The sequence below is a fragment of the Methylomicrobium sp. Wu6 genome, assembly GCF_035916875.1.
Lineage (GTDB): Bacteria > Pseudomonadota > Gammaproteobacteria > Methylococcales > Methylomonadaceae > Methylomicrobium.
Window position 1 is genome coordinate 99122 of sequence record NZ_JAXUHN010000085.1, and the last position, 26587, is coordinate 125708.

Genomic DNA, 26587 nt, shown 5'->3' on the forward strand with positions numbered 1-26587 from the left:
CATGTTCACGCAGGCCGACAAGCGTTGTTCGTTGTCCGAACTCGTCGCTCAGGTGAAGGACGGCGATGTGGTTGCGGTCGGTGGCGGCTTGTCCTGGCGCGAACCGATGGCCGCCTTGCGCGAGTTGATCCGTCATGGGCGCAGAGGACTTACGGTGGTCGGCTCCGCCCATGGCATCGATATCGACATGCTGTGCGGCGCCGGCGTCGTGGCCGTGAGCGGCGAATCCTATGTCGGTTTCGAGCAGGATTTCGGCATGGCGCCGAATTACCGGCGCGCCTGTGAATCCGGCGCAGTTCAGGTCAGGGATAATTGCTGTTATACGCTGGTGCAGCAATTGCGTGCCGCGATCTCGGGGCTGCCGTTCATGCCGATCCGCTCGGTGCAGGGTACGGGCTTTGAAGCGCTGCATCCCGAATTCAAAACGATGATCTGTCCTTATACCGGCGACAGGCTCGTGCTGGTGCCGCCATTGCAGCCCGATGTTGCGGTCCTGCATGCGCATTTCGCGGATCGCCACGGCAACCTGCACATCGAAGGGCCGCCGGTGGCCGATATTCTGTTCGCGAAGGCCTCCCGCAAAGTAATTGTGACGGTCGAAGAGATCCTCGAGCATGAAGACCTTGCTGAAAAAGGCGTCACGATCCCTTATTTTTACGTGACCGCGGTCTGCGAGGTTCGATACGGCGCGCACCCGACCTCATGTTATCCGAACTATGCCTATGATAGGCGGCATACGCAGCATTACTACGATCAAGCCAGGCAAGGCGCCGAGGTTTTTCGGGAAAACTATCTGAAACCGTTCGTTAGTCAATGTCCCGATCATCGGGTTTATCTGGAGGCGATAGGCGGCCGAGAGCGTTTGAACCGGCTAACAACATGGCGCGAGAGCGACGAGCAGTGGAGGAGCTTGTATGAATGAGCCAGTCCGCACCTGCACGCTCGGCGAATTGATGATTTATCAGATCGCATTGACGATCGAAGACGGCATCCTGGCGTTTCACGGTTTCGGCTCGCCCCTGGTACAACTCGCGCTGCATCTGGCCAAGCGCAGCCATGCGCCGAATCTGGTCCTGGTGGCGGGCGCGACCTATGCGGTCAATCCGAGCCCCCTGTTTTTGACGCCAACCTCGAACGATTTCGTGATGAGCGTCGGCGCCGAATGCGACTTGAATATCGAGGAACTGTTCGATCTGGCCGCAAGCGGGCGGATGGGGCGGATGTTTTTATCCGGGTTGCAAATCGACCCGTGGGGCAATTTGAATGTGACCCGGCTTGGCGATGCCGGCCATCTGAAACTGAAGCTGCCGGGCGGTGGCGGCGGCTGCAACCTGTCCTGCGATGCGGGCCATATCACGATCTGGACCGCGGCGCATCGCGCGCCCCCGGATCAACAAGGACGGCGCCGCTTCCGGCTGGTCGATCGCTGCGATTTCGTGACCAGCGTCGGTCACCGCAGCGTCGACGGCAGGCCACGTTCCGAACTGCCGTACCGGGGCAAGGGACCGGATTGGATCGTGACCGATCTCGGTATTTTCGATTTCGACGCAACCGGTCATGCCAGGCTGAATGCGGTTTATCCCGATACCACGGTGGAGCTTGTCGCCGAGAACACCGGTTTTGATTTTCCGGTCGCCGCTGATCTGGCGTGCGCGCGTTTGCCCGAGCCGGGCATCATTGAGCTGATCCGCCGTCTGGACCCGATGCGGATTCACCGCCGGGAACTCAGCCATGATGATCGGACCCGCGAGTTCGAGTTGTAGGAGCAGGCGGATGGCAAACACGAACGGCGGTATCCTCGAAGTCGGTCAATTAAGACAGCGGGAAAACTTCGTGCCGTTGCCTTACCGCTGCGTCAGTTTTCAGCCGTATGAAGGCCCGATGACGGCGGAGGCCATCGAGCGTTATTTAATGAGTCGGGAAGTATACCGCCGAACCGATATTGTGGTTCTGCATGGCCCGAGCCGTGACTATGCGGTCGCGGCGGTGCAGCGTTTGGGATCGGATAGCCTGTTTACAATGGCAGAGAAGGTTGAAATACTCGGCCTACCCGCCGATTGTATTTTGATCGAAGATCCCGATACCGATCCCGCCAACCGCTCGGCGCTTGCCCTTACCGCGATAAAGCACGGGGTCACCCCCAAGCAAACCGCGATAGTGGTCGGCACGTTCGATCATGTCAACATCATTCATCGGCCGAACCCGCTGCGCCTGCGCGTGGTTGAAGTGGTACCGCCCCATCCACCGAAGTTATTACACATGGTTGAACAGGTGCTGGGCTATGCCGATTTGCCTCCGATAATATTGGAGCCGGTCACGATCGACTTGCGCGATTTGGCTGCTACCGTAAGCCCGGAAGCCTATCTGGTCCCCTGCCGCTCGGGCGGTCTGCAGGAACTCGGCGCGCCGGTCTATTTTTTGGACGAGCGGCCGACACAACGCGCAAACTGGACCTTGCTCGGCTGCGAACGGAGCCTGCAATTTCACCGGCATTATTACGGCGACGAACCGCCGCGCGTCGAGATGTGCCCGCGCAAACTGACCGCCCCCGATGATCGCCTGACGCTGCTGAAATGCTGCCTGCTCGAATATGATATTGAACGGGACGGCACCCGGATGATCGTGCCCTGGGGCACCGATTTGCCGATGCTCGAAAGAGCCTTGCGTGAATTAACCGGAGACGGCGGCGATGGCTGAACTGGCCTGGGAACATATCATTGCCGGCGTGCGCGAAGCGCGCAGCGCGAAGCCGCGCAAAACCGGCTGCACGATGGTGATGGATGTCGGCAAGGGCCTCTTCGAAACGCAGAGCATTTTGGAGATGTCGGGCGCGTATATTGATCATTGGAAGTTCGCGTTCGGCACCTCGGTATTCGTCGAGAAAACCCGATTGCAGGAAAAATTGCGCCTGTTGGCCGAGCACAATATCCTGACTTTTCCGGGCGGGACCCTGCTTGAAGTGGCGATGCTGAAGATGCATTGCCGGGGCTACATGACGCATGCGCAGGCGCTTGGCTTTCAGGCGGTCGAAATTTCGGACGGCACCCTGCCGATTCCGCGCTTCAGACGGCGCCGCATCATCGAGTGCGCGCTGAATGCTGGCTTGATCCCGATCACCGAAGTCGGCAAAAAAGACCCGAAGCGGCAGCCGACCGTCGATCAACTCGCGGACGAGATAGTGCAGGACCTGGAGTGGGGGGCGGCCTGGGTGATTCTCGAAGGCAGGGAGTGCGGCCAGGGCGTCGGAGTTTATGATGAGGCGGGCAATGTCGAGGGTTTCGAGGTCGAAAGGCTCGTCGAATTGCTCGGTTCCAGAATCGACGCGTTGATCTGGGAGGCGCCGCTAAAGCCGCAGCAGGCCTATTTCATCGAAAAATTCGGCGTGAATGTCGGTCTCGGCAATATCAGCCCGGATCAGATACTCGCGGTCGAGGCGCTGCGTAACGGCCTGCGCTTCGATACGCTGAACCGGGTCTCCGATAAACTGGTGCGCACCGGCTTCTGGGATCCGAATGCGGTGGAGCAGGACAAACCGTAGTTATTCCTCTTGTTAAAGTTGAGATCAGTATGACTGCCCGGCATTCGACGGAACCACTCCCGCAACAAGTGCTCGAAATAGGCGCCCGCCTGAAGGCCCCTCCTTCCGATTTATTGGTAAATTCGGTGTTTGCCCAGGAACTCGCTCAGCAACTGCATCTGTTCGATGCATTGGGCATCACCGACATCGCGCAGACCCTCGTTGCTCTCGAGCTGGGATCGATTCCCGAAACCGAGGGACGCGCATTGCTGGCTGCATTGCTGGAACTGCAAAAGAAACCGGACGATTTTGTACCATGCCCCGAGCGCGGCGACATCTACACCAACCGCGAGGCCTGGCTGAGCGAACGCAGCGCCGCAGCCGGCTGGCTCGGCGCCGGTCGCGCCCGCCGCGAAGCGATTACGACCGCATTCGTGATCGTGATGCGCAAGGCCTTGCTGGACAATCAATTCGCGTTAAGCAAACTGGGCGGTGTGATGATCGAACGGGCTATGACCAACCGGCTTTCGATCATGCCGGACTACACCTATCTGCAAGCGGCGCAGCCGACCACGTTTGGACATTATCTGCTGAGCTTTGCCTATCCTCTGCTCCGGGACCTCGAACGGCTCGATCTGCTGTTTAGCCAATTGAACCTCAGCCCGGTCGGCTGCGGCAGCACCAATGGCTCCCTGATTCCGCAAGGCCGGCAGCAAGCGGCCCAGCTTCTCGGTTTTGCCGGCGTGATCGAGCATGCCCGCGACGCGATGTGGCAGGCCGATGTGTGCATCAACTGCGTCTCGATACTCAATACCGGCAGCGTCACCTTGAGCCGCCTGGCCGAAGACTTGCAGATTTTCAGCACGCAGGAGTTCGGATTGATCGAGCTTGACGACCGCCATGCGCGCGCGAGCAAGATCATGCCTCAGAAAAAAAACCCATTCGCCTTGACTCATGTCAGGGCCTTCGCGAACAAGATGATCGGGTTTAGTGCGACCGTGACCGCAAGTTCCAGAACGCCGAGCGGCCAGCCTGATAACCGCTTGCTGATTTACGGCGAACTGCCCGAAGCCGTCCTGCAGGCGACGGAAGTGAGCGAGCTGATGGCCGAGCTGCTCGAACACTTGACGTTCAAAGCCGACAGGGGCTTGCACCTTATCGAGTCCGGCTGGGCGCTCGCGACCGATCTTGCAGAAACGCTGGTGCTCGAATGCGGTCTCGATTTTCGCGCCGCGCATCAGCTGGTCGGATTCCTGGCCAGTGAGTTTCAGGGGCATGGCCTCCGTACCCTGTCTCCCGACATCATTATCTCCGCCTGCGAACAGCGCTTTGGACGGCGCATCGAATTGTCCCGCGCGCAACTCGAAAAAGCGCTCGATCCCCTGCATGCGATCGAATCCCGGCAGGAGGCCGGCGGCACTTCAATGCGCAGCATGGAAAATATGCTGAACGACTGTTCGGCGCAATTCACCGGCTATCGGGAGCAAGTCCGGCAGAGTCTCGCCTACCTTGAAGACAAGGAAAAGGAGCTACTGATGCTCGCCGAGGCGCTGGCCGCAACATGATCGATTCGGTGCATATCAGTGATTCGACGATTTACGGCCCGGCCTGGAGCACGCCACCAATGCGCGCGCTATTCGCCGAGCAGAATAAAATCAAGGGCTGGCTCGAAATCATGTCGGTATTGGCGGCCGTGCAGGCGGAGTTCGGTCTGATTCCGGTCGAGGCGGCCAGGCAAATCGAGGCATGTCACGCGCATATCGAGATCGACGAGGCTTTCCTCTGCGAGGCCAGTGAAGGCTTCGCGAAGACGAACCACTCGCTGCTCGGCATCATCAACGCCCTGAAATCGCGGGTCGGCTCCCAGGGCGGCGAATGGCTCTGCTATGGCGTGACCGTGCAGGATATTACCGATACCCAGACGATGCGGACCTTGGTGAGGGTCCGTGACCATTTTATCGAGCAAGTCTGCGCGATCGAACGCATTTTGAGCGCTCTTGCCGTCCGGCATCGCGATACGCCGATGTGCGGCAGAACGCATGGGCAGCCGGGCCTGCCGATCACCTTCGGCTTCAAAGTTGCCTGCTGGCTGGACGAGGTCGACCGCCACCGCCGACGTCTTGTCGAGCTCGGCCCGAGGCTTTGTGTCGGGCAATTGGCTGGCGGCGTCGGCAGTCTGTCCTCATTGGGTCCGAAGGCGCTGGCATTGCAGCAAGAGGTTCTGCAGCGGCTGGGTCTTGAGTCCCCCGCGATCTCGTGGACCAGCAGCCGCGATCGTCTTGCCGAATGGCTGAATAGCCTCGCCTTGATCAGCGCGACCGGCGACCGGATCGGTCAGGAAATCGTGCAGTTGCAGAGGCCAGAAATCGGCGAACTGAGCGAGGGTTTTGTCCCCGGCGCGGTCGGCAGTATCACGATGCCGCAGAAAAGAAATCCGGAGATTTCCGAACATCTCGGTACGCTGTCCAGAGTCGTTCGGCATCATGCCGCGCACATGGCCGAAAATCTGGTGCACAGTCATGAGCGCGACGGCCGTTCCTGGAAAGGCGAATGGGCGATCATTCCGGACGCCACCTTGGCTGCCGGCAAGGCGCTGGCCTTATTGGAGACGCTATTGACCGATCTTCAGGTGCACGATCGGCGTATGTTGGCGAATATCGACGCCAGTCGAGGCCTGATTTACAGCGAAAAGGTGATGCTGGCCCTGGCGAAAAAAATCGGCAAGCAAAGCGCGCATCAAAAGCTATACGAAATCGCGCTGCGGGTTGATCGGCAAGGGCTGCATCTGCGGCAGGCATTACACAAGGATCAATCCATTACCGGTCTGTTGCCGACGGCCGAGATCGATGCGCTGTTCGACCTCGGCTCCTGTACCGGCCATTGTGCGGAGATGGTCGAGCGGGTGATCGCTTCAATCGATCTATCGGGGCAGTCATCGTGAAGCTTCCAATGACCGCCGCAGGGCGTCTCGATCTGGCCTGTGACATCGAAAAGAAAATCCCGCGGCAAAGACTGGCGGTCTATCCGACCCCTTTGCAGCCCGCCGACCGGTTATCTAGGGCGCAGGCCGGTCCAAAACTTTGGCTCAAGCGCGATGATTTGATCGGCTTCGGGCTCGGCGGCAATAAGATTAGGGGCCTCGAAGTGATACTGGCCGATGCGCTGCGAAGTGAAGCCGATATGTTGATCACCGGGGCCGGCCCGCAATCGAATCATGTGCGCGCGACCGCTTTCGTGGCGGCATTCGCAGGGCTCGACTGCATTGCCGTATATTGGGGTAAGCCGCCGCCGAACATCGACGGCAATTACCGCGTCACCACGATGCTGGCTGCGCAGGTTCATTTCACACAAAACGACGACAGGGCGAACGTGGATACCGCGATCGAAACCATCGCGGACCGCATGCGCAGAAGCGGCAGACGCCCTTACCCGATCCCGCGCGGCGGCGCCTGCATGATGGGCGTTTTGGGCCATGTGCTGGCCGTGTGCGAGGCGTACCGTCAATGCCTGGAACTTGCGCTCAGTCCGGACGCGATCGTGATGGCGGTCGGTTCCGGCGGCACCTATGCGGGTTGGCTGCTCGGAACGAAATTGCTGAATCTGAATTGGCGAATCATCGGCTACAGCGTCAGCCGCGATCCAGCGGAAGCCAGCGTGCAGGTAGCACGTCTGGCTAATGAAGCGGCGGCATGGCTGGGCTGCGAATTCGGCTTCTCGGCCGTGGATGCGCCGGTGCAGGGCGGCTTCATCGGTTCCGGCTATGGCATTCCGAGTCCTGTAGGCGCGGCTGCGATCAAGCTTCTGGCCCGCTCCGAGGGCCTTTTGCTCGATCCGGTCTATACCGGCAAGGCTATGGCCGGCTATCTGAGCGCATCGGCTACAGGCTTGTTTGCTGCATACGAAAACATGATCTTTTTGCACAGCGGCGGCGAACCGGCCTTTTTTGCGGGTAACGGCGTTTGGCTGGACATGCATCCGAGGGTCATTTAACAGAATAAGGAGAATGACATGCGCATTGTGATCATCGGCGGCGTGGCGGCCGGGGCGAAGGCGGCGGCCAAGGCCAAGCGGGTCAACCCCGATCTGGAAGTCATCGTTTTTCAGGACGAGGCCGAGGTGGCTTATTCGGCCTGCGGGTTGCCGTATGTGATTGGCGGTACGATTACGGATCAGAATAAACTGGTGATCAGGAGACCGGAAGAATTCGCCAAAGACGGCATTCAGGTTAACACCGGCCATCGCGTCGTTGCTTTGGATACGGCAAACCGGCGGATGATGGTGCGCAATCTACAGGATCAAAGCGAAGAAAGCATCGCTTACGACCGTCTGATCGTGGCCACCGGCGCATTGCCGATTGTGCCTCGGGCGCAAGGCATCGATCTTGACGGCGTGCTGACCTTGCGAAAAATCGGCGATCTGGCCAGGTTCAAATCAGTTTTCGATACGCTGCGGCCGCAAAAAGCGGTGATCGTCGGAGCGGGCTATATCGGCATGGAGCTTGCCGAGGCCTTTCATGAATTGAATATCGAAACGACCATCGTCGAAAAGTTTCCGCGTATTTTGCCGAAATTCGACCCCGAAATGGCGCAAATGGTGCACGATCAGTTGGTCGAACAGAATATCGAATTGATCCTCGGCGATGGTCTCAGCAAGTTGCAGGGTAAAAACGGCCGCGTCATCGCGGTTGTAACCGAATCCGGCAAAATCCTTCCGGCCGACCTGGTCGTGATCGCGATCGGCGTGCGGCCGAATACCGAACTTGCGCAAGCCGCCGGCATCATGCTCGGTACGACTGGTGCGATTGCGGTCGACACAAGGATGGAAACGAATATTCCGGGAGTCTTCGCGGCCGGCGATTGCGCCGAGACGATCGACCGGGTAGCGGGACAGCCGGTTTGGATGCCGTTCGGCGATATCGCCAATCTGCAGGGACGGGTCGCGGGCGAAAACGCGGCCGGCGGCAATGCGCATTTTCCGGGGGTGTTCGGCACCGCGATCTTCAAGGTCTTCGATTTGAATGTCGCGATGACCGGATTGTCCGAGCAGGCGGCGCGCGCGCAGGGTTTCGATCCTGTCTCGGTGCTGATCAGGCGCGGCGACCGGGCCCGCTATTATCCGGGCGGACGGGAGGTCACTATCAAATTGATTGCCGATCGCCGGGATGGCCGCCTGCTTGGCGCGCAAGTGATCGGTCCCGGCAAGACGGACAAGATGATCGATATTGCGGCGACCGCCTTGCTCGGCAAATTGACCTGTCATGATCTGGAGAATGCCGATCTGGCTTACTCGCCGCCGTTCAGTCCGGTGTTGTCGCCGATGATCATGGCGGCTGGCGCCCTGAGCAGCCGGCTTTCGGGCAGGATGGACTGAATGCGCCGCGATCAGATAATCAGGCTTCGGCTGAAGCGATCGATGCCGCTGCCATTTTCCATATCAATTGTTCTCCGGCCTTCAAAGGCGTTATCGCGACATCGACGTCTTCGTAAGCCGTCGGCACCTGCCAGTTAGTCTTTTCGAGCGTGATCGTGCCCCGATTTCTCGGCAGCCGGTAAAAATCGGCGCCGTAAAAACTTGCAAAGCCTTCCAGTTTGTCCAGCGCATCGGCTTTTTCGAATGCCTCCGCATAAAGTTCGAGCGCGATAGGCGCGCTGAAGCAGCCGGCGCAGCCGCAGGCGTTTTCCTTCAATTCGGTCAGGTGCGGCGCGCTGTCGGTGCCGAGGAAAAATTTCGGACTGCCGCTGGTCGCCGCCTGCACCAGCGCCAGGCGGTGATTTTCGCGCTTGAGTACCGGCAAACAATAATGATGCGGGCGGATGCCGCCGGCCAGAATCGCATTGCGGTTATACAGTAAGTGTTGAGGGGTGATCGTCGCGGCGATGTTCGGGCCTTGCGCCGTCACGAAATCGACAGCCTCTCGCGTGGTCACATGCTCGACGACAATGCGCAGGGCCGGGAAATTCTCGACGATACGGCTTAGCTGGGTTTCGAGAAAAACGCGCTCCCGGTCGAAAATATCGCAGTGTTCGTCGGTCACTTCGCCATGGATCAACAGCGGAATGTCCTGCTTTTCCATTTCCTGAAACAACGGATAGGCGGCTTCGATGTTCGCGACGCCCGAGTCCGAGTTGGTCGTGGCTCCGGCAGGATAGAGCTTGAACGCATGCACATGCTCGGATTCGGCGGCTTTCCGGATCTCTTCGGTACGCGTCGAGCCGGTCAGATACAAGGTCATCAGCGGCGTAAAATCGAGCCCTTCCGGAATCGCCCGCAAGATTTCCTGGCGGTAGGCCAAGGCCTGCTCGACGGTCGTGACCGGCGGCTTCAGGTTCGGCATGATGATCGCGCGGGCGAATTGCCGGGCGGTATGCGGCAGCACCGCTTTCAGCATCGCGCCGGTTCTGACATGCAAATGCCAGTCGTCGGGGTGGATGATGGTTAATTTCTTCATTTAAAAGGCCGTTTTCTGTAGAATAACTCGATATTCTATCGTAGCTGCTTGAAAAAAAACGCAAGCATCCCTATCTCGGTCATTATTTTCTTACCGGAGTCTTCCATGCCAATTTACGAATATCAATGTCAATCCTGCGGGCATGAACACGAAGCCTTGCAAAAACTCAGCGACCAGCCTCTGGTGCAGTGCCCTGCGTGCAGCAAGCCTGATCTGATCAAAAAAATATCGGCGGCCGGTTTCCGTTTGAAAGGCGGCGGCTGGTACGAAACCGACTTCAAGAGCGGCGCGAAGAAAAATGTCGCCGGCGAAAGTACCGAGTCCTCCAAGCCGCACAGTTGCAGCGGCAGCTGCGGCCACTAGGCTGTGGCTTGAATTAACCACGCCAAGCAGTTAATATCGATCATTTTTTCGGATTTACAGGAATCACACCACCATGCGGACGCACAAGTGCGGGGAATTAACGAAACAACATACCGGGCAAACCGTTGAATTGTGCGGTTGGGTGCATCGCCGCCGTGACCACGGCGGGGTCATTTTTATCGATTTGCGGGACCGTACCGGCCTGGTGCAGGTGGTCTTCGATCCGGATGTGCGTGAGTCTTTCTCTCTGGCCGAGCATGTGCGCAGCGAATATGTGCTGAAAGTAGCCGGTACGGTGCGCGGACGCCCCGAAGGCACGATCAATCCGAACATGGGCACCGGCGAAATCGAAGTGCTGGTTAGCCAGATGATCGTGTTGAACGAGTCCGAAACCCCGCCGTTCCCGGTCGAAAGCGAGATCGAGGTCAACGAGGAACTGCGCCTGCGCTACCGCTACATCGATCTGCGCCGCTTTGCGATGCAGGAAAAGATGAAGGTGCGCCGCGATGTCGCGCGGGTTCTGCGCAATTTCCTGGACGATCACGAATTCTTCGAGATCGAAACCCCGTACCTGACCAAGGCGACCCCGGAAGGCGCGCGCGACTATATCGTGCCGAGCCGGACCCATGAGAACGCGTTTTTCGCGCTGCCGCAATCGCCGCAGTTGTACAAACAGATCCTGATGATCGCGGGCATGGACCGCTATTATCAGATCGTGCGCTGCTTCCGCGACGAAGACTTGCGCGCGGACCGCCAGCCCGAATTCACCCAACTCGATATCGAAACCTCGTTCATGGACGAGAACGAGATCATGCAGATCATGGAAGAAATGATCCATCAGTTGTTCCAGAAGGTGATCGGCGTGAATCTCGGCGCGCATTTTCCGCGCATGACCTATCAGGAGGCGATTTCGAAATACGGCATCGACCGGCCCGACCTGCGTATTCCGCTGGAACTGGTCGATATCGCCGACGATATGAAAGCCGTCGATTTCAAGGTGTTCTCGGCGCCGGCCAACGATCCCGACGGCCGCGTCGTCGCGATGCGCCTGCCGAAAGGCGGCGACCTGAGTCGCAAGGACATCGAGGATCTGACCAAGTTTGTCGGCATTTACGGCGCGAAGGGGCTGGCCTACATCAAGGTCAACGATCTTGCCGCCGGCATTGACGGTTTGCAGTCGCCGATCGTGAAGTTCGCTCCGGCCGAAGTCTGGGACAGCGTGCTGGCGAAAACCGGCGCACAAAACGGCGACCTGATCTTCTTTGGCGCCGACAAGGCCACAATCGTAAATGAAGCGATAGGGGCCTTACGCGTCAAACTCGGCCACGACCTGGGGCTGATCGAAGGCGAATGGAAGCCGGTCTGGGTCGTCGACTTTCCGATGTTCGCGTGGGACGAAAAAAGCCGCCGCTATACCGCGATCCATCACCCGTTCACCGCGCCAAGCTGTTCGATCGAAGAATTGCAGGCGAACCCCGGCGCGGCCTTGTCGCGCGCCTACGACCTGGTGCTGAACGGCACCGAAGTCGGCGGCGGTTCGATCCGTATCAACCGGCCGGCGATGCAGCAGACCGTGTTCGAGATTCTCGGCATCAAGGAAGACGAAGCCCGCGAAAAATTCGGCTTCCTGCTCGACGCCTTGAAATACGGCGCGCCGCCGCACGGAGGTCTGGCGTTCGGCCTGGATCGTCTGGTCATGCTGATGACCGGTTCGACCTCGATCCGCGACGTGATCGCGTTCCCGAAAACGCAATCGGCGGCGTGTCCTTTGGTCAGCGCGCCTGCTTTGGTGCCCGAGGAACAATTGCGCGAATTGGGCATCAAATTGATCAAGCCGGCGGGTAAAGAGAAAGTTTAAGGCGTAGGGTGGGTTGCGACTGCAAGGATGCATACCCTCTGGGGCATAAAGGAGGTAGGGCAACGCATGGAGCGGTTGCCGAGGCGCGCCGCTCATAGACCTATCGGATTCAGCAGGCTGTTCCGCGCGCCGTAACCCACCTTTCGAAGCCGCAGCCCTGTGAATGTAGGGGAAAACTGTGAGGTATGAAGGCGATGAAAACGATTAGTTATACCTATTGGAAAAGCAAGGAGTTTTTTCTTGGGTTTATCAATGATTACCCGGACTATATCACTCAGGGAGAAACCAAAGAGGAGTTGCAGGAAAATCTGAAGGATTTGCTGGTTGATCTTGAAAGCAATGAAATACCGTATATTCGCAAGGTAGAGCAAATGCAAGTGGCCTGATGAAAAGAAAGGACCTGATCAGGCTGCTTGAGGCGATGGGCTGCAAGTTGAAAAGACATGGTGGAAATCATGACTGGTATAAGTGAATAGCAACAAGTTCATTGGCATTTCTTGAGCTCTCTAAGTCATTGATTTGCTATTCACAGGTTGCAAACGAACTTCTCGCGAAGCACTTATCAATGAAGAAACTCAGCAATCTCAACCTGTGCCGCGACATAACGAAATCGATGATTATTTGGCCAAATCAATCATTAAAAAACTGACTAAACCGGATTAAAAAGTTGCGGGCTTTAATACCGAAAGGAGCAAAGTGTGATCTATCAAGATTATCAGCGTAATCACGTCATTGTTCCCGGGCGAGAGAAAGATTTGGAGGATTTTCTCAAACAAGATTATAACGGGATGCGGCATAAGTGGAGGAATAGGTCCAATTCCAACAGCGAAGACGCTTTGACGTGGTCCTGTTTCGATCTCTTGTCCAGCTTTCCGCCGCAGAAGAAAATTGCGGTGCTGGATGAAATATTTGAGGATGCTTATCAGGGCGAAAGCCCCCTTTCATTCAAGGACGGCCAATTCCAGGAAAACCAGATTCAAATACATATCGGCAAACAATACACAGGACTTTCTTCAAATGAATCTACTGAAGTAGATGTAAGTATCGAGCTTCCGGGTAAGCTGATTTTCATTGAGGCCAAACTTTATAGCGCTGTGAGTATGGCAAAGCCTCCAGAAAAGCCTCATGATCAGATTGCAAGAAAACTCAGAATAGGGTTTGATTCGCCTTTGCAGGATACGCGAGAGTTCTTTTTTATTTTCCTGGATATTGCGCCGTTGGACAAACTGACGAAAAGAAAAACCAAATCCGTTGCTCTTGCCCCATCTAAAAATGGTTTTGACGATAAATGGAAAAGCGCATGGTTGTTCAATTACTACAAAGTCGGCAGGAATAAAAGCTTAAAGCCTCTAAGAGATGCGCTTGCAGGGATAGACACTCCACCGGTTGAATCCATAGCCAAAAACATGGGTTGGCTAACGTGGGGCGATTTATTTAAGAGTGTTTTAAAAGGTGTGATTAGATCCTAAGATTAACCACTCGCTGGTAGTTGAATAGGATAAGGCTATTTTTTACCTTTGGGGTGTTAAACAAAAAGGAAAATGAGCATGAACGAGATTATTTTCTTGGTCGAAGACGCGCCGGAAGGCGGCTTTAGCGCTCGCGCACTGGATGTTTCGATATTCACCGATGCCGATGATTTAAACGATTTACATCAAAAGGTTCGCGATGCGGTAAGTTGCCATTTTGAGCCGGACGATAAGCCCAAAATGATCCGTTTGCATTTTCAATGAGCCGCGATGATTTGATCAAGCGGCTTTTTTAGCGGATAGTGTGTGAAATCCGCGTTCCAGCGTTTTTGTATTGTTTACCAGAAAGTATGTCTACCACTCCATTCCCGATAGAAGAATACGCCCTCCTCGACGACGCCGAATGCGACGCCCGCATCGTTGCGGCCAAAGCCAAACTCGGCAAGCGCTGCGTGATTCTGGGTCACCATTATCAGCGTGACGAAGTCTTCAAGCATGCCGATTTCACCGGCGACTCATTGAAACTGTCCCGCAATGCGGCCGAATCCGACGCCGAATACATCGTGTTTTGCGGTGTGCATTTCATGGCCGAAGTCGCCGACATTCTGTCTCGTCCGGAACAGATTTCGATCCTGCCAGATCTTGCCGCCGGCTGTTCGATGGCGGACATGGCCAATCTGATCAAGGTGCAGAAGTGCTGGCAGGAGCTGGCCGAGGTGATCGACGTCGAAAACGAAGTCACGCCGGTCACCTACATCAATTCCGCGGCCGACCTGAAGGCGTTTTGCGGCGAGCATGAAGGCATCGTCTGTACTTCATCGAATGCGCAGAAAATTCTCGAATGGAGTTTTGCTCGGCGCAGCAAGGTGCTGTTCTTTCCGGACCAGCATCTGGGCCGCAATACCGGCTACCGGATGGGGATCCCACTTGAGCAGATGGTCGCCTGGGATTTCAACAAGCCGCGCGGCGGACTGACCGAGGAACAGATCAGGAACGCCAAGATCATTCTCTGGAACGGCTATTGTTCGGTGCATCAGGCCTTCAAGCCGGAGCAGATCGATCAGTTTCTGGAGCGCAATCCGGAAACGAAGGTCATTTCGCATCCCGAGGCCGCATTCGAGGTCTGCCAGAAATCCGAATACATCGGCTCGACCGAATTTATCCTGAAAACGGTGCGCGAGGCCGAACCGAATACGCGCTGGCTGGTCGCGACTGAACTGAATCTGGTTAACCGGCTGAATGAGGAATGCAAGGCGCAGGGCAAGCATGTGCATTTCATGTCGCCGATGCTGTGCATGTGCTCGACGATGTTCAGAACCGACCCGCAGCATCTGGCCTGGGTGATGGAAAATCTGGCCGCGGGCCATGTGATCAACCGGATCACGGTGCCGCCGAAAGAGGCGGCGTTGGCGAAAAAGGCGCTCGATAACATGCTGGCGGTCGCCTGATTCGTGTTAATGGCCGGAACAAAATCAAAGCCGGTTTTCTAAATCCCATAGGGAGTAAAAAGTATGCGCGCGAATTCATCTTCACTCAATCGAGGTGTGCTGGCGGCATCTCTTTTGATATTATTCCTGGCGTCCGGCTGCGGAAAAGACGCTCCGAAAAGCGCATTTCCACAGCAGGCGGTCAAAAAATACGAACAGGCGACCACGCTGGAAGGTCTGGTTTCCGATGACAAGGGGCCGATCAAGGCCGGCACGGTCAAGGTTAGCGACGAAAAAGGCGCGGTGATTGCCGAAACGGCCTTGCAGGGCAGCGAGCATTATCGCGTGCAGGTGCCTGCCGGGACCGCCCTGCCGATTATCTTGACTTTTTACCCGGTGACTGGCGGTGCGCAGCTGATCACCGCGGTGATTCATCCGGCGGTGACCCAATACGACATCACGCCGCTGTCGACCGCGATCGCGAAGAAAGCCAAGGCGCTCGGCGGTTATACGCACGGCAACCTGCTCGTCGCGGCCGAAAGCATGGGCACCGTGCCCGATGACAATAAAACGACTGCAGGCTTTCGCGGCGACCCGACCAAGCAGTATGGCGGCTGGCATTGATAGTAACTCAAAAAGTAAGCCTTATGCGATGCATCAAGTTATTCGCTAACAAAGAGACATAGATTCAACTGTCAAAAAAATCTATCAGCCGCCCCGTATGGTTTGCTCGGCATGTTCCTAGGCTTTGCGACGGGTGCGCAGGATGATTTCACCTTGATGCCTGTCCCAGCCTTTGGTGGCATCGGCTAGGGGTGAGTGAATCATTCTGCGTGGATGGCGGAACCGCCTATGAATCATCGTTTTGATGCAAGTCCGTACCGACCGCGAATCGTTTCGCCTCCATGAATCGTATCAATATACCGCCTTTAAAATATCCCAACCTTCGCTATTAGATGAGAGCTTTGCTTGTCGAGGATGATCAAATATTAGCCGATGGCTTGTCTGGCAGCCTCGGCGATTGGGGGTTTTCCGTAACCCTGGCGATGACGGGACGCTATGCGAATGCGGCCCTACACACCCAGGCGTATGATTTGGTCATCCTCGACCTCGGCTTGCCGGACTGCGACGGCAAGGATATTTTGAAGCAGTTGAGAGCGCGTAAATCCACCGTCCCCGTGCTGATTCTGACCGCAAGAGGCGGGCTCAACGATCGCGTCAGCGGTCTTGAATCGGGTGCCGACGACTATCTGGCCAAGCCTTTTGAGTTAAGGGAATTGGAAGCTCGGGTGCGAGCATTGATTAGACGAAGCTACGGCGGGTTTAATTATGAGATAGTCGTCGGACGACTGGTTCTGGATACCCTGGGTCAACAGTTGAAAGTGGACGATAAGCCGATATTCATGCCGGCAAGGGAGTATGGCGTCCTGCAAGCATTGATATTGCAAGTCGGTCGCGTGGTCAGTAAAGATATGATCGTCCAGAGATTGACGGTCGGAGGCGACGAGTTGGCGGACAATGCCATTGAAGTCTATATTCATCGTCTGCGCAGGCGTCTTGAGCCATTCGGCGTCAGAATCAGAACCGTCCGCGGACTGGGTTATCTGTTGGAATTAGGCGATGGCGGCTAAACCCAAGAGCCTCAGAATCCAGTTGCTTGCGCGCCTGACGCTTCCTCTCTTAGTCCTGGTTCTATTGGATGCCGCGGTGTCCTATTATGTGGCTCTCCATTACGCCAATACTGCTTATGATTACTGGTTGCTGGATTCGGCAAGTTCGCTGGTCCAGCAAGTGAAGGGGCGGCAAGATAAAGTGACCTTCGAATTGCCGCCCATCGCCTTGCAAGTCTTCCGCTGGGACGAAATTGACGAAACTTTTTTTAAAGTGGAATCGTTTAAGTCGGGTTTCATGGCCGGCGACAAGGCGCTCCCCAGCCCTCCACAGCCGATGTCATATCAACAAAAGCCTTATTTTACCGACGCCGAGATTCAAGGCAAAAAAGTCAGAATCGTCTCGCTGGTGACGATTCCGCCCAACAGTACGGAAGCCGTTCGGATTTCCGTCGCGGAAACCCTGAATAAGCGTCGCAGCATGATGGTCGAAATTTTAATGGCGGTCGTCGTGCCCCAATTCTTGCTTGTTATCATCACCGGCCTTCATATCTGGACCGGCGTCAAACGCGGTCTCAAGCCTCTGAGGGAGCTTGCCGGCGCCATTTCTCAAAGGTCCGCCAGGGATCTCTACCCTATACCCGATAACGACGTGCCGTTGGAGGTGCATTCGCTGACGCACACCATTAACGCCTTGCTGCAAAGTTTGGGAGCGGCGATGATGAGCCAGCGCCGCTTCATTGAAAACGCCGCGCATCAATTACGAACCCCTTTGGCGGGGCTTAAAATACAGGCGGAGCGTGCGCTTCAGGCTGACAATCTTGAAGCGATGAAGCTGACAATGGGGCAGATCAAAAATGCGGTCGACCGTGTGGCGCATTTGAGCACGCAGTTGCTCACGCTCGCGCGATCGGAATCCATGGCGAGCCACATGGCCGAGTTTGAAAGGGTTGATTTAAAAGGGGTGGTGTACGAATGTTGCATGGAGTGGGTTCCAAAGGCGTTGGAAAGAAACATTGAATTGGGCTTTGAGGCGCAGGGAGCGCCGCACGATGTGATGGCGGATGCTACCCTGCTGCGCGAGTCTATCAACAATTTACTGGATAATGCGATACGTTACAGCAATGCGGGCGGTCAGATCAACGTACTGGTCCGGTCATCTCCCCGCGTGCTGTTGAGCGTCGAAGACAACGGCCCCGGCATTCAAGCCAGCGAAACCGACAAGGTTTTCGAGCGCTTTTACCGGATTCCCGGTAGCCCGGGAGACGGTTGCGGGCTGGGGCTCGCGATCGTGAAAGAAATCGCGGAATTACATAACGCTCAGGTCGAAATGGGGTGTGGTCCTCAAGGAACAGGGACGCGTGTCACGGTTGTGTTTCCGGTCGCCTCCGATGACGTGAGAAGGCTTAAGCGATGATCTGACAGGTTTATGTAAGGTTCAATTGATAGCATATTAACGCTATCTTAAAACCACTCCAGCCCATGGCATTACCAAATTGAACCTTCATGCGAATTGTCTTATTGATTGCCCCTCTTGTTTTGCTGCCCGTTATCGGCTGCGAACGGCACAACGAATCGGCTTCTCCTCCAGGCGCGCAGAAAGCGCCGCCATCAGCCTCTGACAAGCGCACCGTCTCACTGCGTCCCGAATCGCTTCCTTATATCGTGGTGCGTGAAGTGCAACCGGAAGTCATTGCCGGTGCGATCACGGCGCCGGCGCGGGTGGATTTCCGCGCACAAGCGATTTCCACGGCAGGTACGGTCGTGGCCGGGCGCGTGAGTAAGGTTTATGTTCAAGCCGGCGACAGAATCAAGGCCGGAGCCCCGTTGGCGACATTGGTCAGCAGCGAAGCAGCGCAGATGCGCGCCGATTATACCCGCGCGGAAGCGGAACTGGCGCGCGCCGACGATCATTTGAGAAGGCAACTAGAAATGCAGCGTACCGGGGTTGGCTTGGAAATTGAACGGGTGGAAGCGGAAACCCAGCTTAAACAAGCGGACACCGAATTGGAGCGCAGCCGCGATTTTTTGCGCCTGCTCGGCGAAGGTAGCGCCGGCGAGGTGGTCGTGCGTGCGCCGATAGACAGTACGGTGCTGAAGGCGCATGTTTCGACCGGCGCCGCGGTGGGGCCGGGCTCGCCGTTGTTCGATTTGGGCGAACCTTCAGCGGCCTGGATTATTGCCGACGTCTTCGAAAAAGATCTACTGTTAGTCGAAAAAGGCGCCAAGGCCGTGATCGAGCTGGCGTCGTTCCCCGATCCCATTCGTGGGCATGTGGTGGGTGAAAGCGCCGCCATTCAGACCGAGTTGCGCCGGGCTTCGGTGTTCATCGAGGCGGACAACCCCAAAATACCTTTACGGCCGGGAATGTATGCGCGTGTCACCATCGAAGCCTCCGCGCCTAGCCGTATCATGCTGCCTACGGCGGCTGTTTTGATTAAGGACGGCCGGGAAACCGTAGTTTATGTCGAAACCGCGCCCGGACGTTTCGAGGCTCGTCCGGTTCAGGTCGGGCAGGCGCGCGAAGGCCTGACGCCGGTGCTGAAAGGCCTGTCCGGCGGCGAACGGGTGGTGGTCGGCGGCGCGTTGCTGATCGACGGCGAAGCCGCGATGCTTTTGTAGGGGGCTGATCGTGCTCAGATTATTGATCGACACCTGTGTGCATCGTCGTGTTGCCGCGATCGTGATCACCGCCATCGTCGCGCTGTTCGGCGTTCATGCCTATCTGGAAACGCCGATCGAAGCTTACCCGGATGTGACCAATACACAGGTCACCGTGATCAGCCTGATGCCGGGTTATGCTCCCGAAGAGGTGGAGAGGCAAGTGACCGTGCCGCTGGAGCGGGCGCTCAATGGCTCGCCGGGCATGTTGCAGATGCGCAGCCAGAGTCTGTTCGGTTTGTCATTGATCACGATCACCTTCGAGGACGACGTCGACAGTTTCCATTCGCGCACGCTGATTACGGAGCGAATGACCGGCGCCGAATTGCCCGAATCGGTAAGGCCGGTATTGGCGCCCGATTACACGCCGTTGGGCGAAATCTACAAATTTGTGGTGACCAGCGACCGCCATTCGCTTTATGAACTGCGCTCGGAAATGGAATGGAACGTTTCGCGGGTGCTGCGTCAGGTGCAGGGTGTGGCCGATGTATTGACCTTTGGCGGTTATTATAAGGAGATCTATGTCGAGATCGATCCGGTTCGGCTGGAATCCTTCGGGCTGACGCTGGATGAAGTCAATCGCGCGATCGCCAGTGCGAATCGGAACGTGGGTGCGGGTTTTCTGCGCCACGGCGATCAACAAATGGTCATTCGCAGCGTCGGTTACCTCAACTCGCCGGAAGATGTGAAAAAGATCGTCTTGAAGAGCGAAGGTGGTACGCCATTGACGATAGGCGATGTGGCCCGTTTGGTGCAGGCTTATACCCCGCGCCAAGGCGCGGTAGGGCTCGATGTTCAGAAAGAAGCGGTGGAAGGCATCGTTTTGCTGCGCCGCGGGCAAAATCCTTCGCGCGTGCTGGAAGGCGTGCATGAAAAAATCGAGGAACTGAATACTCGCATCCTGCCGGCTGGGATGAAACTGGTGCCGTTTCTGGATCGCACCGAGCTGGTCAATAATACGCTGCATACCGTTTACGACAACCTGTTGCATGGATTTTTGCTGGTGGTCGGCGTCGTGTGGCTTTTCCTGCGCAGCATCCGCGGCTCGTTGATCGTCGCCTGCGTGATACCGCTATCGTTATTGGTTGCCTTCATCGGTCTTTACCGGTTGGAGATGCCTGCCAATTTGATTTCGATGGGGGCTATCGACTTCGGCATCATTCTTGACGGCGCCGTGGTATTGGTCGAGAGCGTGATTCATCAGGCCAGCCACCGTCATCCCAAAAATCATCGCGAAATGGTGCAGTTGATTGTCGACGCCGCCTTTAGCGTGGCCAAGCCGACCTTTTTCGCGATGCTGATCATCATTGCGGCTTTGCTGCCGGTTTTTACCTTGGAGCGGGTCGAAGGGCGCATATTTCGGCCTTTGGCGCTAACCTACAGTTTTGCGTTGGGTGGTGGCTTGATCTTTGCGATGACTTTGGTCCCGGCGCTCTGTGCGGCGTTGATTCAACCTCGGCATGCGATGATCGAGGAGCCGGGTTTTCTTATACGGTTGCGGAGCGCGTACAGTCGTGCGCTGGCGTGGTCTCTCGATCGGCGTCCGGTGATTCTGGGTGCTGCTGCAGTGTTATTGTTGGCTGGAACGCTGGCGGCCGGCAAACTTGGCAGTGAATTTTTGCCGGAGTTGGACGAAGGCGACGTGCATGTGTTCGTGGAAATGCCGGCCAGCATCTCGCTTGCCAAAGGCCAGGGCATTTTGCTCGATATGCGTGAACGCCTGCTCCGCTTTCCCGAGGTTAAAAGCATCCTCAGTCAACAAGGGCGTTCCGAGGACGGCACCGACAACGAAGGCGTCAATATGAGTGAAACCTTTGTGCATCTGAAGCCGCACGATCAATGGCGGGAAGGTTTACACAAGGAGCAGTTGGTCAATGCGATGCGCGAGTCCCTGGTCGCTATACCCGGTGTGCGCTTCAATTTCTCTCAGCCGATCAAGGATAACGTCGAGGAAGCCGTCAGCGGCGTGCGCGGCAAAGTGGTCTTGAAAATATACGGCGCCGATCTGGAGAAAATGCGCGCGACGCTTGAACAGGCCAAAAACCTGCTGAAGGCGATTCCCGGCGTCATCGACCTGGACTTATATCGGGAATCCATTGTGCCGCAACTGCAAATCAATCTGGACCGTTCCGCGCTGGCGCGTGAAGGCATTACGATCGATGCGGCGCAGGACACGATCGAAACAGGATTGGCCGGCAAGGTTGTCACCGAACTTTGGCAGAATGAGCGGCCGGTGCCGGTGCGGGCTATCCTGCCGAGCAGCGAGCGCAGCGACAAAGAGCAAATCGGCAATCTGAAGTTGCCGACCCCTTCGGGGGCGCGAATTCCACTGAGTGAAGTCGCCGCGATGCCCATTGAGCGCGGCAGAACCTCGATCGAGCGCGAAGCCAACCGCCGGTTTTTGGCGTTAAAGTTCAATGTCGAAGGCCGAGATCTGGGGTCGGTCGTACACGATGCGATGGTTGCCGTTGACGGTAAAGTGACGCTCCAGGAAGGGAGTTTTCTGGTCTGGGGCGGCGAATTCGAAAACCAGCAAAGAGCCATGGGTCGGCTGGCGGTCGTAGTGCCGATTGCGGTGTTGATTGTGCTCGGTTTGCTATACGGTGCCCTGCAGTCGGCTCGTAGCGCGATTGCGATTCTGCTGTGTACGCCGTTCGCGATGACCGGCGGTGTATTTCTGCTGCTTGCGGCCGGTATTCCGCTGTCTGTCAGTGCGGCGATCGGTTTTATCGCTCTGCTGGGTCAGGTGTCATTAATGGGGCTTTTGGTGCTGAGCGCGACTGAGGAGCTCCGCCGCGAAGGCCAATCTTTGGTCGATGCGATTATCAATGGCGCTGCGGACCGGCTGCGGCCGGTGCTGATGGCTTCGATGCTGGCCTTACTGGGGTTGTTGCCAATGGCGGTTTCGACCGGCATCGGCAGCGAAACCCAGCAACCCTTTGCCGTGGTCATCGTCGGCGGCATGTTCACTACCTTCTTTGTTGCGATGCTGGTATTGCCGGTCATCTATGCTTACATTACTCCGAAACGTCTGATCAGTCCGGAAGAAGCTGACGACATGCCGGAGGAGTCTACATGAAACGATTTGCTTGGAAAATTCATTTTAACTTGAGCTCAATAGGCCTTGCCCTCATGTTCGGCACGATGGCATCTTGCCGGGTCATGGCCGGCGATGCCCAGTCCCTGCCCGAAACGGTGACCATGCAGCAATTGCTGGACATTACGCGCGCGAAAAGCCCGCGCTATGCGGCATTACAGCAGCGTATCGAAGCGGCTGATGCCGGAGTCGTCGCGGCCGGCGTATTGCCCAATCCCAGGTTAAGCTATGGCCGCTTTGATCTCGTGAGTCGTCGTAACACGATGTACGACGGCAACGTTCAGCAGCAGGTGATAGTGGAGGTGCCGGTGCTGATTGCCGGCCAGCGTGGTAAGCGCATTGAAGCGGCGGAAAAAAAAGCGGATGCGACGGCGGCTGAAATCGCAGCCGATTCCGTCGGCTTGATTTATGAAGAATGGCTGTTGTTTGTCAAGCAACTGGCCGATAGACAACGTATTGCTGTGCTCGATGAGACAGCGCAGTATATAGAACATCTCTCCGGGATCGTTTCCGGGCGTCTGCAAGCGGGAAGTGCCAGCCAGTACGATTTGCTTCGCATCGAAATCGAGGCAAAAAGTGTAGAGACCCGGCGTGAGACGTTTCGCAATAATTTGTCGGCGACGGCATCCGATTTGGGCGTATTACTGGGTCTGTCGGGTTGGAAGCCGCAAGCACAGGGCGACTTGATCAGTCTGAATGTGCCGACCGATCTCGACAAGCTTTGGGCGGATGCCGAAAAGATACATCCCGATATTGAGGCCACTCGGCGGGGGGAGATTGCCGCGAATGCCGATTTGGCGCGCGCCAAGCGCGAACGCTGGCCGACGCCATCCGTCCAGGTGGGAACGGTATTTACCGATGCGCCTTACGGGAATACCAGTTTTGCCGGAGTTGCAGTCGACCTGCCCATTTTTGATCGCGGGCAAGGAACCATCGCGCGCGCCAATGCGGAGAAGCATGCGGCGATCCTTCAATATAACCTGGCGGTCGCACGCACGCACGGAGAACTCGAGCGAGCCGTGGAGTTGCTGATCCGCAGACGAGAAACCCGGTCAAATTTTGAGCGGAATGTGATTGCAAAACTGCCGGATCTCAAGAATATGGGGGAAGCCAGCTATCGTTTGGGCAAAGGCAGTCTATTGGAACTTCTCGATGCGTCGCGTTCGCGCACTGAAACCTTATTGACCAAGTTTGACTTGATGCAGTCGGAGATTGAAGCCGAACTTGATGTATTGCGGACTTCCGGCTTATTGACTCACATGTTCGAAAATCAGCTTACCAAATTGAATTGACAAAATACAATGAATCGATCCGTGCATTGCACGGAAAATTGCAGTATGGATATGATGGCGGCTTGCTGATTTCTTGCGCGCTCCAGTAAAAATTCATCTTACGGTAACAGCAATGCAGCTTTGCATGGAGCTTCCGGTCCTTACCGTAGGCAACATTTAAGGCTGTGTTGCGGGCTGATTTTCCTGCATGGTGAGAGGATAAGCAGCTATCGCGAGCGCGCGCGTATTCTGCCTTGATTTAAAATGCCTCGGCCGTTATAATCTCCCAGCTAAATCGATTGGAGCACTGAATGGTAGATAGAAAATTGTCTACTGTCAGCAAGATACTGCTTTATCAAGTTCTGATAATTATACTGATGACGGCCGGATTCGCCGTCGCTGGCGGAAAAATGGCTGCTTTGTCTGTAGCTCTGGGTGGAGCCGCGGCATTTTTTCCGAACCTGTTTTTTGCGTACAGGATTAAGAAGGCGACCGGGCAGGAAGCGCGCAAGATCGTCGTATCATTTTACACCGGCGAAGTAGGTAAGCTGTTGCTGACGGCGGCATTTTTCGTCCTGATTTTTCAAATCCCTGACATAGATTTATTACCGCTGTTCGTTGGTTACCTGACGGCATTGTCGGTTTTTTGGTTTGCGCTATTGATGCGCTGATATTTTTGACGAGAGAGGAACGATGGCAACCGAAGCGCATGCGGCTGAAGGGGCAACCGGCTATATCATCCACCATTTGACTCCGTTGAGTGCGGGCGAGGGCTTTTGGACCCTGCATCTGGATACCCTGTTTTTTTCGGCCCTGCTCGGCGCATTGTTCATCTGGTTTTTCAAGTCGGCCGCGGAAAAAGCGACCGCCGGAATTCCTGGCCCTGTGCAGAATTTTGTCGAAATGATGATCGAGTTTGTCGATCAGCAGGTCAAGGACAGTTTTCACGGCAGGAGCGCGTTGATCGCGCCGTTGGCGCTGACTATCTTCTGTTGGGTATTTATGTTCAACTTCATGGACTTGTTCCCTGTCGACATTCTGCCGCTGATCGGTCAGGCGATGGGCATTCCATATCTTCGGGTCGTGCCGAGCACCGACTTGAACGCGACATTCGCGATGTCGATTTCGGTGTTCTTGCTGATCATTTTCTATAGCATCAAGGTCAAAGGCGTTTGGGGTTTCGCGAAGGAGCTGATGTTTCAGCCTTTCGGTCCGTGGCTGCTGCCGTTCAATCTACTTTTGAAGCTGGTTGAGGAAATCGCGAAGCCGATCTCGCTGGCGCTGCGGTTATTCGGCAACCTGTATGCGGGCGAATTGATCTTCATCCTGATCGCGCTGCTGCCTTGTTATGTGCAGCCGATCCTCAGTCTGCCTTGGGCGATTTTCCATATTCTGATCATCACTCTGCAAGCATTCATTTTCATGGTATTGACGATCGTCTACCTGAGCATGGCGCACGAAGATCATTAGTCTTTATTCTCTTTAACTGTTCTTATAACTTTTTACCTTTGGAGGTATCATGGAAATTGCAAAATTGATCGCTGATGTGCAGGGTATGACTGCGATTGCAGTGGGTCTGGTATTGGGCATGGGCGCACTCGGAACCGCGATCGGTTTCGGCTTGCTGGGCGGCAAATTCCTGGAAGGCGCGGCGCGTCAACCGGAAATGGTTCCTATGCTGCAAGTTAAAATGTTCGTTGTTGCGGGTCTCTTGGACGCGGTAACGATGATCGGCGTCGGTCTGGCTTTGTTCTTCACTTTCGCGAATCCGTTCCTGTCAGCCGTGCAAGCCGCCGCTGCGGGCTAAGTTGAGCCTACCATTTCATAAAATCGACAAGAGGAACGCATCGTGAGTATCAATGCTACTCTGATTGGACAAATGATCACCTTTGCGCTTCTGGTATGGTTTACCATGAAGTATATCTGGCCTCCTTTGTTTAATTCTTTGGAAGAACGCAAGAAGAAAATTTCCGAAGGTTTGGCGGCGGCCGATAAAAGTCAGGAAGACTTGAAGCTGGCCGAGAAAAAAGCCAAAAACATCATCAAGGAAGCGAAGGATCACTCTTCGGAAATTGTGACGCTGGCGCAGAAGCGCGCGAACGAGATCGTCGAAGAGTCCAAAGGTAACGCCAACAAGGAAGCCGAGCGCCGGATTCAGGCGGCCAAGGCGCAGATCGAACAGGAGATCGAACAAACCAAGGAAGCCCTGCGTAAAGAGGTGGCGGCTTTGGCGGTCAGTGCGGCGGAACAGATTCTCGGTGCGGAAATCGATAAAACCAAGCATCAGGACATCATCGGCAAAGTCTCCGATAAACTATAAGGTCGAGCAGAATGAGCGAATTGGCAACATTGGCGAGACCTTATGCAGCGGCTGTGTTTAAACGGGCCAAAGAGACGGGTTCGTCCGAGAAATGGTCAAAGGCATTGGCGTTTTTGGTGTCTATTCTGAGTGACAGCAGCCTGTCCGCATTTATTAATAATCCCAAAGTCAGCAACGAACGTTTATCGGAATTGATGCTCAGTATTTCCGAAGGTCAAATCGACACGGAAGGCGCCAACTTTCTGAAGTTGCTGGTACAAAATCGGCGGCTGAATCTGGTTCCTCATATCGCGAAGATCTTCGAAGAATACAAGGCAGAGGATGAAGGCTACCTCGATGTTGACGTCTATGCCGCTTATGATTTTAGCAAGGAAGGCCGGAAGGTATTCTCCGCCAAATTGGAAAAACGGCTAGGCAAGAAAGTCAATATGAACGTGACAGTCGATAAATCATTGATCGGCGGCGTTCTGGTGCGCGCGGGCGACAAGGTGATCGACGGGTCGGTTAAAGGTCAACTCCAACACATGCAAAAAGCGCTACAGTGAG

The 26587-nt window shown here is 55.9% G+C and carries 26 protein-coding genes; 25 read left to right on the forward strand and 1 reads right to left on the reverse strand.

The annotated features are described in order from the left end of the window. The first annotated feature begins 1 nt into the window (after window position 1). The 8 genes from U2W12_RS13845 to U2W12_RS13880 are packed head-to-tail and all read left to right on the forward strand — an operon-like array spanning window position 2 to window position 8887. The gene (locus tag U2W12_RS13845; protein WP_326501282.1) at window positions 2–922 is read left to right on the forward strand and encodes a CoA-transferase; all 921 of its coding nucleotides are present in this window, start codon (window positions 2–4) and stop codon (window positions 920–922) included. Further along, window positions 915–1763: a CoA-transferase gene (locus U2W12_RS13850; protein ID WP_326501283.1), complete on the forward strand. Its 849-nt coding sequence runs from the start codon at window positions 915–917 to the stop codon at window positions 1761–1763. Before U2W12_RS13845 ends, U2W12_RS13850 begins: the two co-directional genes overlap by 8 nt. Window positions 1764–1773: 10 nt before the next feature. Then, complete coding sequence (locus U2W12_RS13855; protein WP_326501284.1) at window positions 1774–2697, forward strand: hypothetical protein; 924 nt, start codon at window positions 1774–1776, stop codon at window positions 2695–2697. Beyond that, window positions 2690–3538: a phosphosulfolactate synthase gene (locus tag U2W12_RS13860; RefSeq protein ID WP_326501285.1), complete on the forward strand. Its 849-nt coding sequence runs from the start codon at window positions 2690–2692 to the stop codon at window positions 3536–3538. The genes U2W12_RS13855 and U2W12_RS13860 overlap by 8 nt, the downstream gene beginning before the upstream one ends. Before the next feature lie 29 nt (window positions 3539–3567). Then, on the forward strand, window positions 3568–5082 hold the full coding sequence (locus U2W12_RS13865) for a lyase family protein (RefSeq protein WP_326501286.1): 1515 nt from the start codon (window positions 3568–3570) through the stop codon (window positions 5080–5082). After that, window positions 5079–6458, forward strand: a complete 1380-nt coding sequence (locus U2W12_RS13870; RefSeq protein WP_326501287.1) for an adenylosuccinate lyase family protein — start codon at window positions 5079–5081, stop codon at window positions 6456–6458. Before U2W12_RS13865 ends, U2W12_RS13870 begins: the two co-directional genes overlap by 4 nt. Next, window positions 6455–7507: a D-cysteine desulfhydrase family protein gene (locus U2W12_RS13875; RefSeq protein ID WP_326501288.1), complete on the forward strand. Its 1053-nt coding sequence runs from the start codon at window positions 6455–6457 to the stop codon at window positions 7505–7507. The genes U2W12_RS13870 and U2W12_RS13875 overlap by 4 nt, the downstream gene beginning before the upstream one ends. Before the next feature lie 18 nt (window positions 7508–7525). Further along, a complete protein-coding gene (locus tag U2W12_RS13880; protein WP_326501289.1) occupies window positions 7526–8887 on the forward strand; it encodes an FAD-dependent oxidoreductase in 1362 nt (453 codons plus the stop codon). Between the two features lie 19 nt (window positions 8888–8906). Here U2W12_RS13880 and pyrC read toward each other — a convergent pair whose 3' ends face one another. Next, window positions 8907–9965 carry a dihydroorotase gene (gene pyrC, locus U2W12_RS13885; protein WP_326501290.1) on the reverse strand — a complete coding sequence of 353 codons (1059 nt, stop codon included), beginning with the start codon at window positions 9963–9965 and terminating at the stop codon, window positions 8907–8909. A gap of 105 nt (window positions 9966–10070) precedes the next feature. On the opposite strand from pyrC, the gene U2W12_RS13890 reads away from it, so the two are divergent. The 17 genes from U2W12_RS13890 to U2W12_RS13970 all read left to right on the forward strand — a co-directional run bounded on the left by U2W12_RS13890 (window position 10071) and on the right by U2W12_RS13970 (window position 26586). Then, window positions 10071–10328 (forward strand): FmdB family zinc ribbon protein, encoded by a 258-nt coding sequence (locus tag U2W12_RS13890; protein WP_326501291.1) that lies wholly within the window; start codon window positions 10071–10073, stop codon window positions 10326–10328. A 73-nt stretch (window positions 10329–10401) separates the two neighbouring features. Then, window positions 10402–12186, forward strand: a complete 1785-nt coding sequence (aspS, locus tag U2W12_RS13895; RefSeq protein ID WP_326501292.1) for an aspartate--tRNA ligase — start codon at window positions 10402–10404, stop codon at window positions 12184–12186. Window positions 12187–12380: 194 nt separating this feature from the next. Beyond that, window positions 12381–12572 (forward strand): type II toxin-antitoxin system HicB family antitoxin, encoded by a 192-nt coding sequence (locus U2W12_RS13900; RefSeq protein WP_326501293.1) that lies wholly within the window; start codon window positions 12381–12383, stop codon window positions 12570–12572. Between the two features lie 312 nt (window positions 12573–12884). Continuing rightward, complete coding sequence (locus U2W12_RS13905) at window positions 12885–13655, forward strand: hypothetical protein (RefSeq protein ID WP_326501294.1); 771 nt, start codon at window positions 12885–12887, stop codon at window positions 13653–13655. A gap of 78 nt (window positions 13656–13733) precedes the next feature. Further along, on the forward strand, window positions 13734–13919 hold the full coding sequence (locus tag U2W12_RS13910) for a 2-oxoisovalerate dehydrogenase (protein ID WP_326501295.1): 186 nt from the start codon (window positions 13734–13736) through the stop codon (window positions 13917–13919). Between the two features lie 86 nt (window positions 13920–14005). After that, the gene (gene nadA / locus U2W12_RS13915; protein WP_326501296.1) at window positions 14006–15103 is read left to right on the forward strand and encodes a quinolinate synthase NadA; all 1098 of its coding nucleotides are present in this window, start codon (window positions 14006–14008) and stop codon (window positions 15101–15103) included. Between the two features lie 63 nt (window positions 15104–15166). Then, on the forward strand, window positions 15167–15706 hold the full coding sequence (locus U2W12_RS13920) for a hypothetical protein (RefSeq protein WP_326501297.1): 540 nt from the start codon (window positions 15167–15169) through the stop codon (window positions 15704–15706). 332 nt (window positions 15707–16038) lie between these two features. Then, entirely contained in the window at window positions 16039–16713 is a 675-nt protein-coding gene (locus tag U2W12_RS13925; protein WP_326501298.1) for a response regulator, read from the forward strand. Beyond that, the gene (locus U2W12_RS13930; protein ID WP_326501299.1) at window positions 16703–18109 is read left to right on the forward strand and encodes a sensor histidine kinase N-terminal domain-containing protein; all 1407 of its coding nucleotides are present in this window, start codon (window positions 16703–16705) and stop codon (window positions 18107–18109) included. Before U2W12_RS13925 ends, U2W12_RS13930 begins: the two co-directional genes overlap by 11 nt. An 89-nt stretch (window positions 18110–18198) precedes the next feature. Beyond that, complete coding sequence (locus U2W12_RS13935; protein ID WP_326501300.1) at window positions 18199–19314, forward strand: efflux RND transporter periplasmic adaptor subunit; 1116 nt, start codon at window positions 18199–18201, stop codon at window positions 19312–19314. Between the two features lie 10 nt (window positions 19315–19324). Next, the gene (locus U2W12_RS13940) at window positions 19325–22432 is read left to right on the forward strand and encodes a CusA/CzcA family heavy metal efflux RND transporter (RefSeq protein WP_326501301.1); all 3108 of its coding nucleotides are present in this window, start codon (window positions 19325–19327) and stop codon (window positions 22430–22432) included. After that, window positions 22429–23742, forward strand: a complete 1314-nt coding sequence (locus U2W12_RS13945) for a TolC family protein (RefSeq protein ID WP_326501302.1) — start codon at window positions 22429–22431, stop codon at window positions 23740–23742. The genes U2W12_RS13940 and U2W12_RS13945 overlap by 4 nt, the downstream gene beginning before the upstream one ends. Window positions 23743–24032: 290 nt before the next feature. Then, the gene (locus tag U2W12_RS13950) at window positions 24033–24392 is read left to right on the forward strand and encodes an ATP synthase subunit I (protein WP_326501303.1); all 360 of its coding nucleotides are present in this window, start codon (window positions 24033–24035) and stop codon (window positions 24390–24392) included. A 22-nt stretch (window positions 24393–24414) separates the two neighbouring features. Beyond that, window positions 24415–25191 carry a F0F1 ATP synthase subunit A gene (gene atpB / locus U2W12_RS13955; RefSeq protein WP_326501304.1) on the forward strand — a complete coding sequence of 259 codons (777 nt, stop codon included), beginning with the start codon at window positions 24415–24417 and terminating at the stop codon, window positions 25189–25191. 67 nt (window positions 25192–25258) lie between these two features. Next, window positions 25259–25528: a F0F1 ATP synthase subunit C gene (gene atpE, locus U2W12_RS13960; RefSeq protein ID WP_198007969.1), complete on the forward strand. Its 270-nt coding sequence runs from the start codon at window positions 25259–25261 to the stop codon at window positions 25526–25528. 42 nt (window positions 25529–25570) lie between these two features. Continuing rightward, a complete protein-coding gene (locus U2W12_RS13965) occupies window positions 25571–26041 on the forward strand; it encodes a F0F1 ATP synthase subunit B (protein ID WP_326501305.1) in 471 nt (156 codons plus the stop codon). A gap of 11 nt (window positions 26042–26052) precedes the next feature. Next, window positions 26053–26586 carry a F0F1 ATP synthase subunit delta gene (locus U2W12_RS13970; protein ID WP_326501306.1) on the forward strand — a complete coding sequence of 178 codons (534 nt, stop codon included), beginning with the start codon at window positions 26053–26055 and terminating at the stop codon, window positions 26584–26586. Window position 26587: the final 1 nt, after the last annotated feature.

What these genes read in the sequence shown, in the direction of transcription:
- U2W12_RS13845 (WP_326501282.1), top strand. Translation starts at nt 2, where the DNA reads ATGTTCACGCAGGCCGACAAGCGTTGTTCGTTGTCCGAACTCGTCGCT.
- U2W12_RS13850 (WP_326501283.1), top strand. Translation starts at nt 915, where the DNA reads ATGAATGAGCCAGTCCGCACCTGCACGCTCGGCGAATTGATGATTTAT.
- U2W12_RS13855 (WP_326501284.1), top strand. Translation starts at nt 1,774, where the DNA reads ATGGCAAACACGAACGGCGGTATCCTCGAAGTCGGTCAATTAAGACAG.
- U2W12_RS13860 (WP_326501285.1), top strand. Translation starts at nt 2,690, where the DNA reads ATGGCTGAACTGGCCTGGGAACATATCATTGCCGGCGTGCGCGAAGCG.
- U2W12_RS13865 (WP_326501286.1), top strand. Translation starts at nt 3,568, where the DNA reads ATGACTGCCCGGCATTCGACGGAACCACTCCCGCAACAAGTGCTCGAA.
- U2W12_RS13870 (WP_326501287.1), top strand. Translation starts at nt 5,079, where the DNA reads ATGATCGATTCGGTGCATATCAGTGATTCGACGATTTACGGCCCGGCC.
- U2W12_RS13880 (WP_326501289.1), top strand. Translation starts at nt 7,526, where the DNA reads ATGCGCATTGTGATCATCGGCGGCGTGGCGGCCGGGGCGAAGGCGGCG.
- pyrC (WP_326501290.1), bottom strand. Translation starts at nt 9,965, where the DNA reads ATGAAGAAATTAACCATCATCCACCCCGACGACTGGCATTTGCATGTC.
- U2W12_RS13890 (WP_326501291.1), top strand. Translation starts at nt 10,071, where the DNA reads ATGCCAATTTACGAATATCAATGTCAATCCTGCGGGCATGAACACGAA.
- aspS (WP_326501292.1), top strand. Translation starts at nt 10,402, where the DNA reads ATGCGGACGCACAAGTGCGGGGAATTAACGAAACAACATACCGGGCAA.
- U2W12_RS13900 (WP_326501293.1), top strand. Translation starts at nt 12,381, where the DNA reads ATGAAAACGATTAGTTATACCTATTGGAAAAGCAAGGAGTTTTTTCTT.
- U2W12_RS13910 (WP_326501295.1), top strand. Translation starts at nt 13,734, where the DNA reads ATGAACGAGATTATTTTCTTGGTCGAAGACGCGCCGGAAGGCGGCTTT.
- nadA (WP_326501296.1), top strand. Translation starts at nt 14,006, where the DNA reads ATGTCTACCACTCCATTCCCGATAGAAGAATACGCCCTCCTCGACGAC.
- U2W12_RS13920 (WP_326501297.1), top strand. Translation starts at nt 15,167, where the DNA reads ATGCGCGCGAATTCATCTTCACTCAATCGAGGTGTGCTGGCGGCATCT.
- U2W12_RS13925 (WP_326501298.1), top strand. Translation starts at nt 16,039, where the DNA reads ATGAGAGCTTTGCTTGTCGAGGATGATCAAATATTAGCCGATGGCTTG.
- U2W12_RS13930 (WP_326501299.1), top strand. Translation starts at nt 16,703, where the DNA reads ATGGCGGCTAAACCCAAGAGCCTCAGAATCCAGTTGCTTGCGCGCCTG.
- U2W12_RS13935 (WP_326501300.1), top strand. Translation starts at nt 18,199, where the DNA reads ATGCGAATTGTCTTATTGATTGCCCCTCTTGTTTTGCTGCCCGTTATC.
- U2W12_RS13945 (WP_326501302.1), top strand. Translation starts at nt 22,429, where the DNA reads ATGAAACGATTTGCTTGGAAAATTCATTTTAACTTGAGCTCAATAGGC.
- U2W12_RS13950 (WP_326501303.1), top strand. Translation starts at nt 24,033, where the DNA reads ATGGTAGATAGAAAATTGTCTACTGTCAGCAAGATACTGCTTTATCAA.
- atpB (WP_326501304.1), top strand. Translation starts at nt 24,415, where the DNA reads ATGGCAACCGAAGCGCATGCGGCTGAAGGGGCAACCGGCTATATCATC.
- U2W12_RS13970 (WP_326501306.1), top strand. Translation starts at nt 26,053, where the DNA reads ATGAGCGAATTGGCAACATTGGCGAGACCTTATGCAGCGGCTGTGTTT.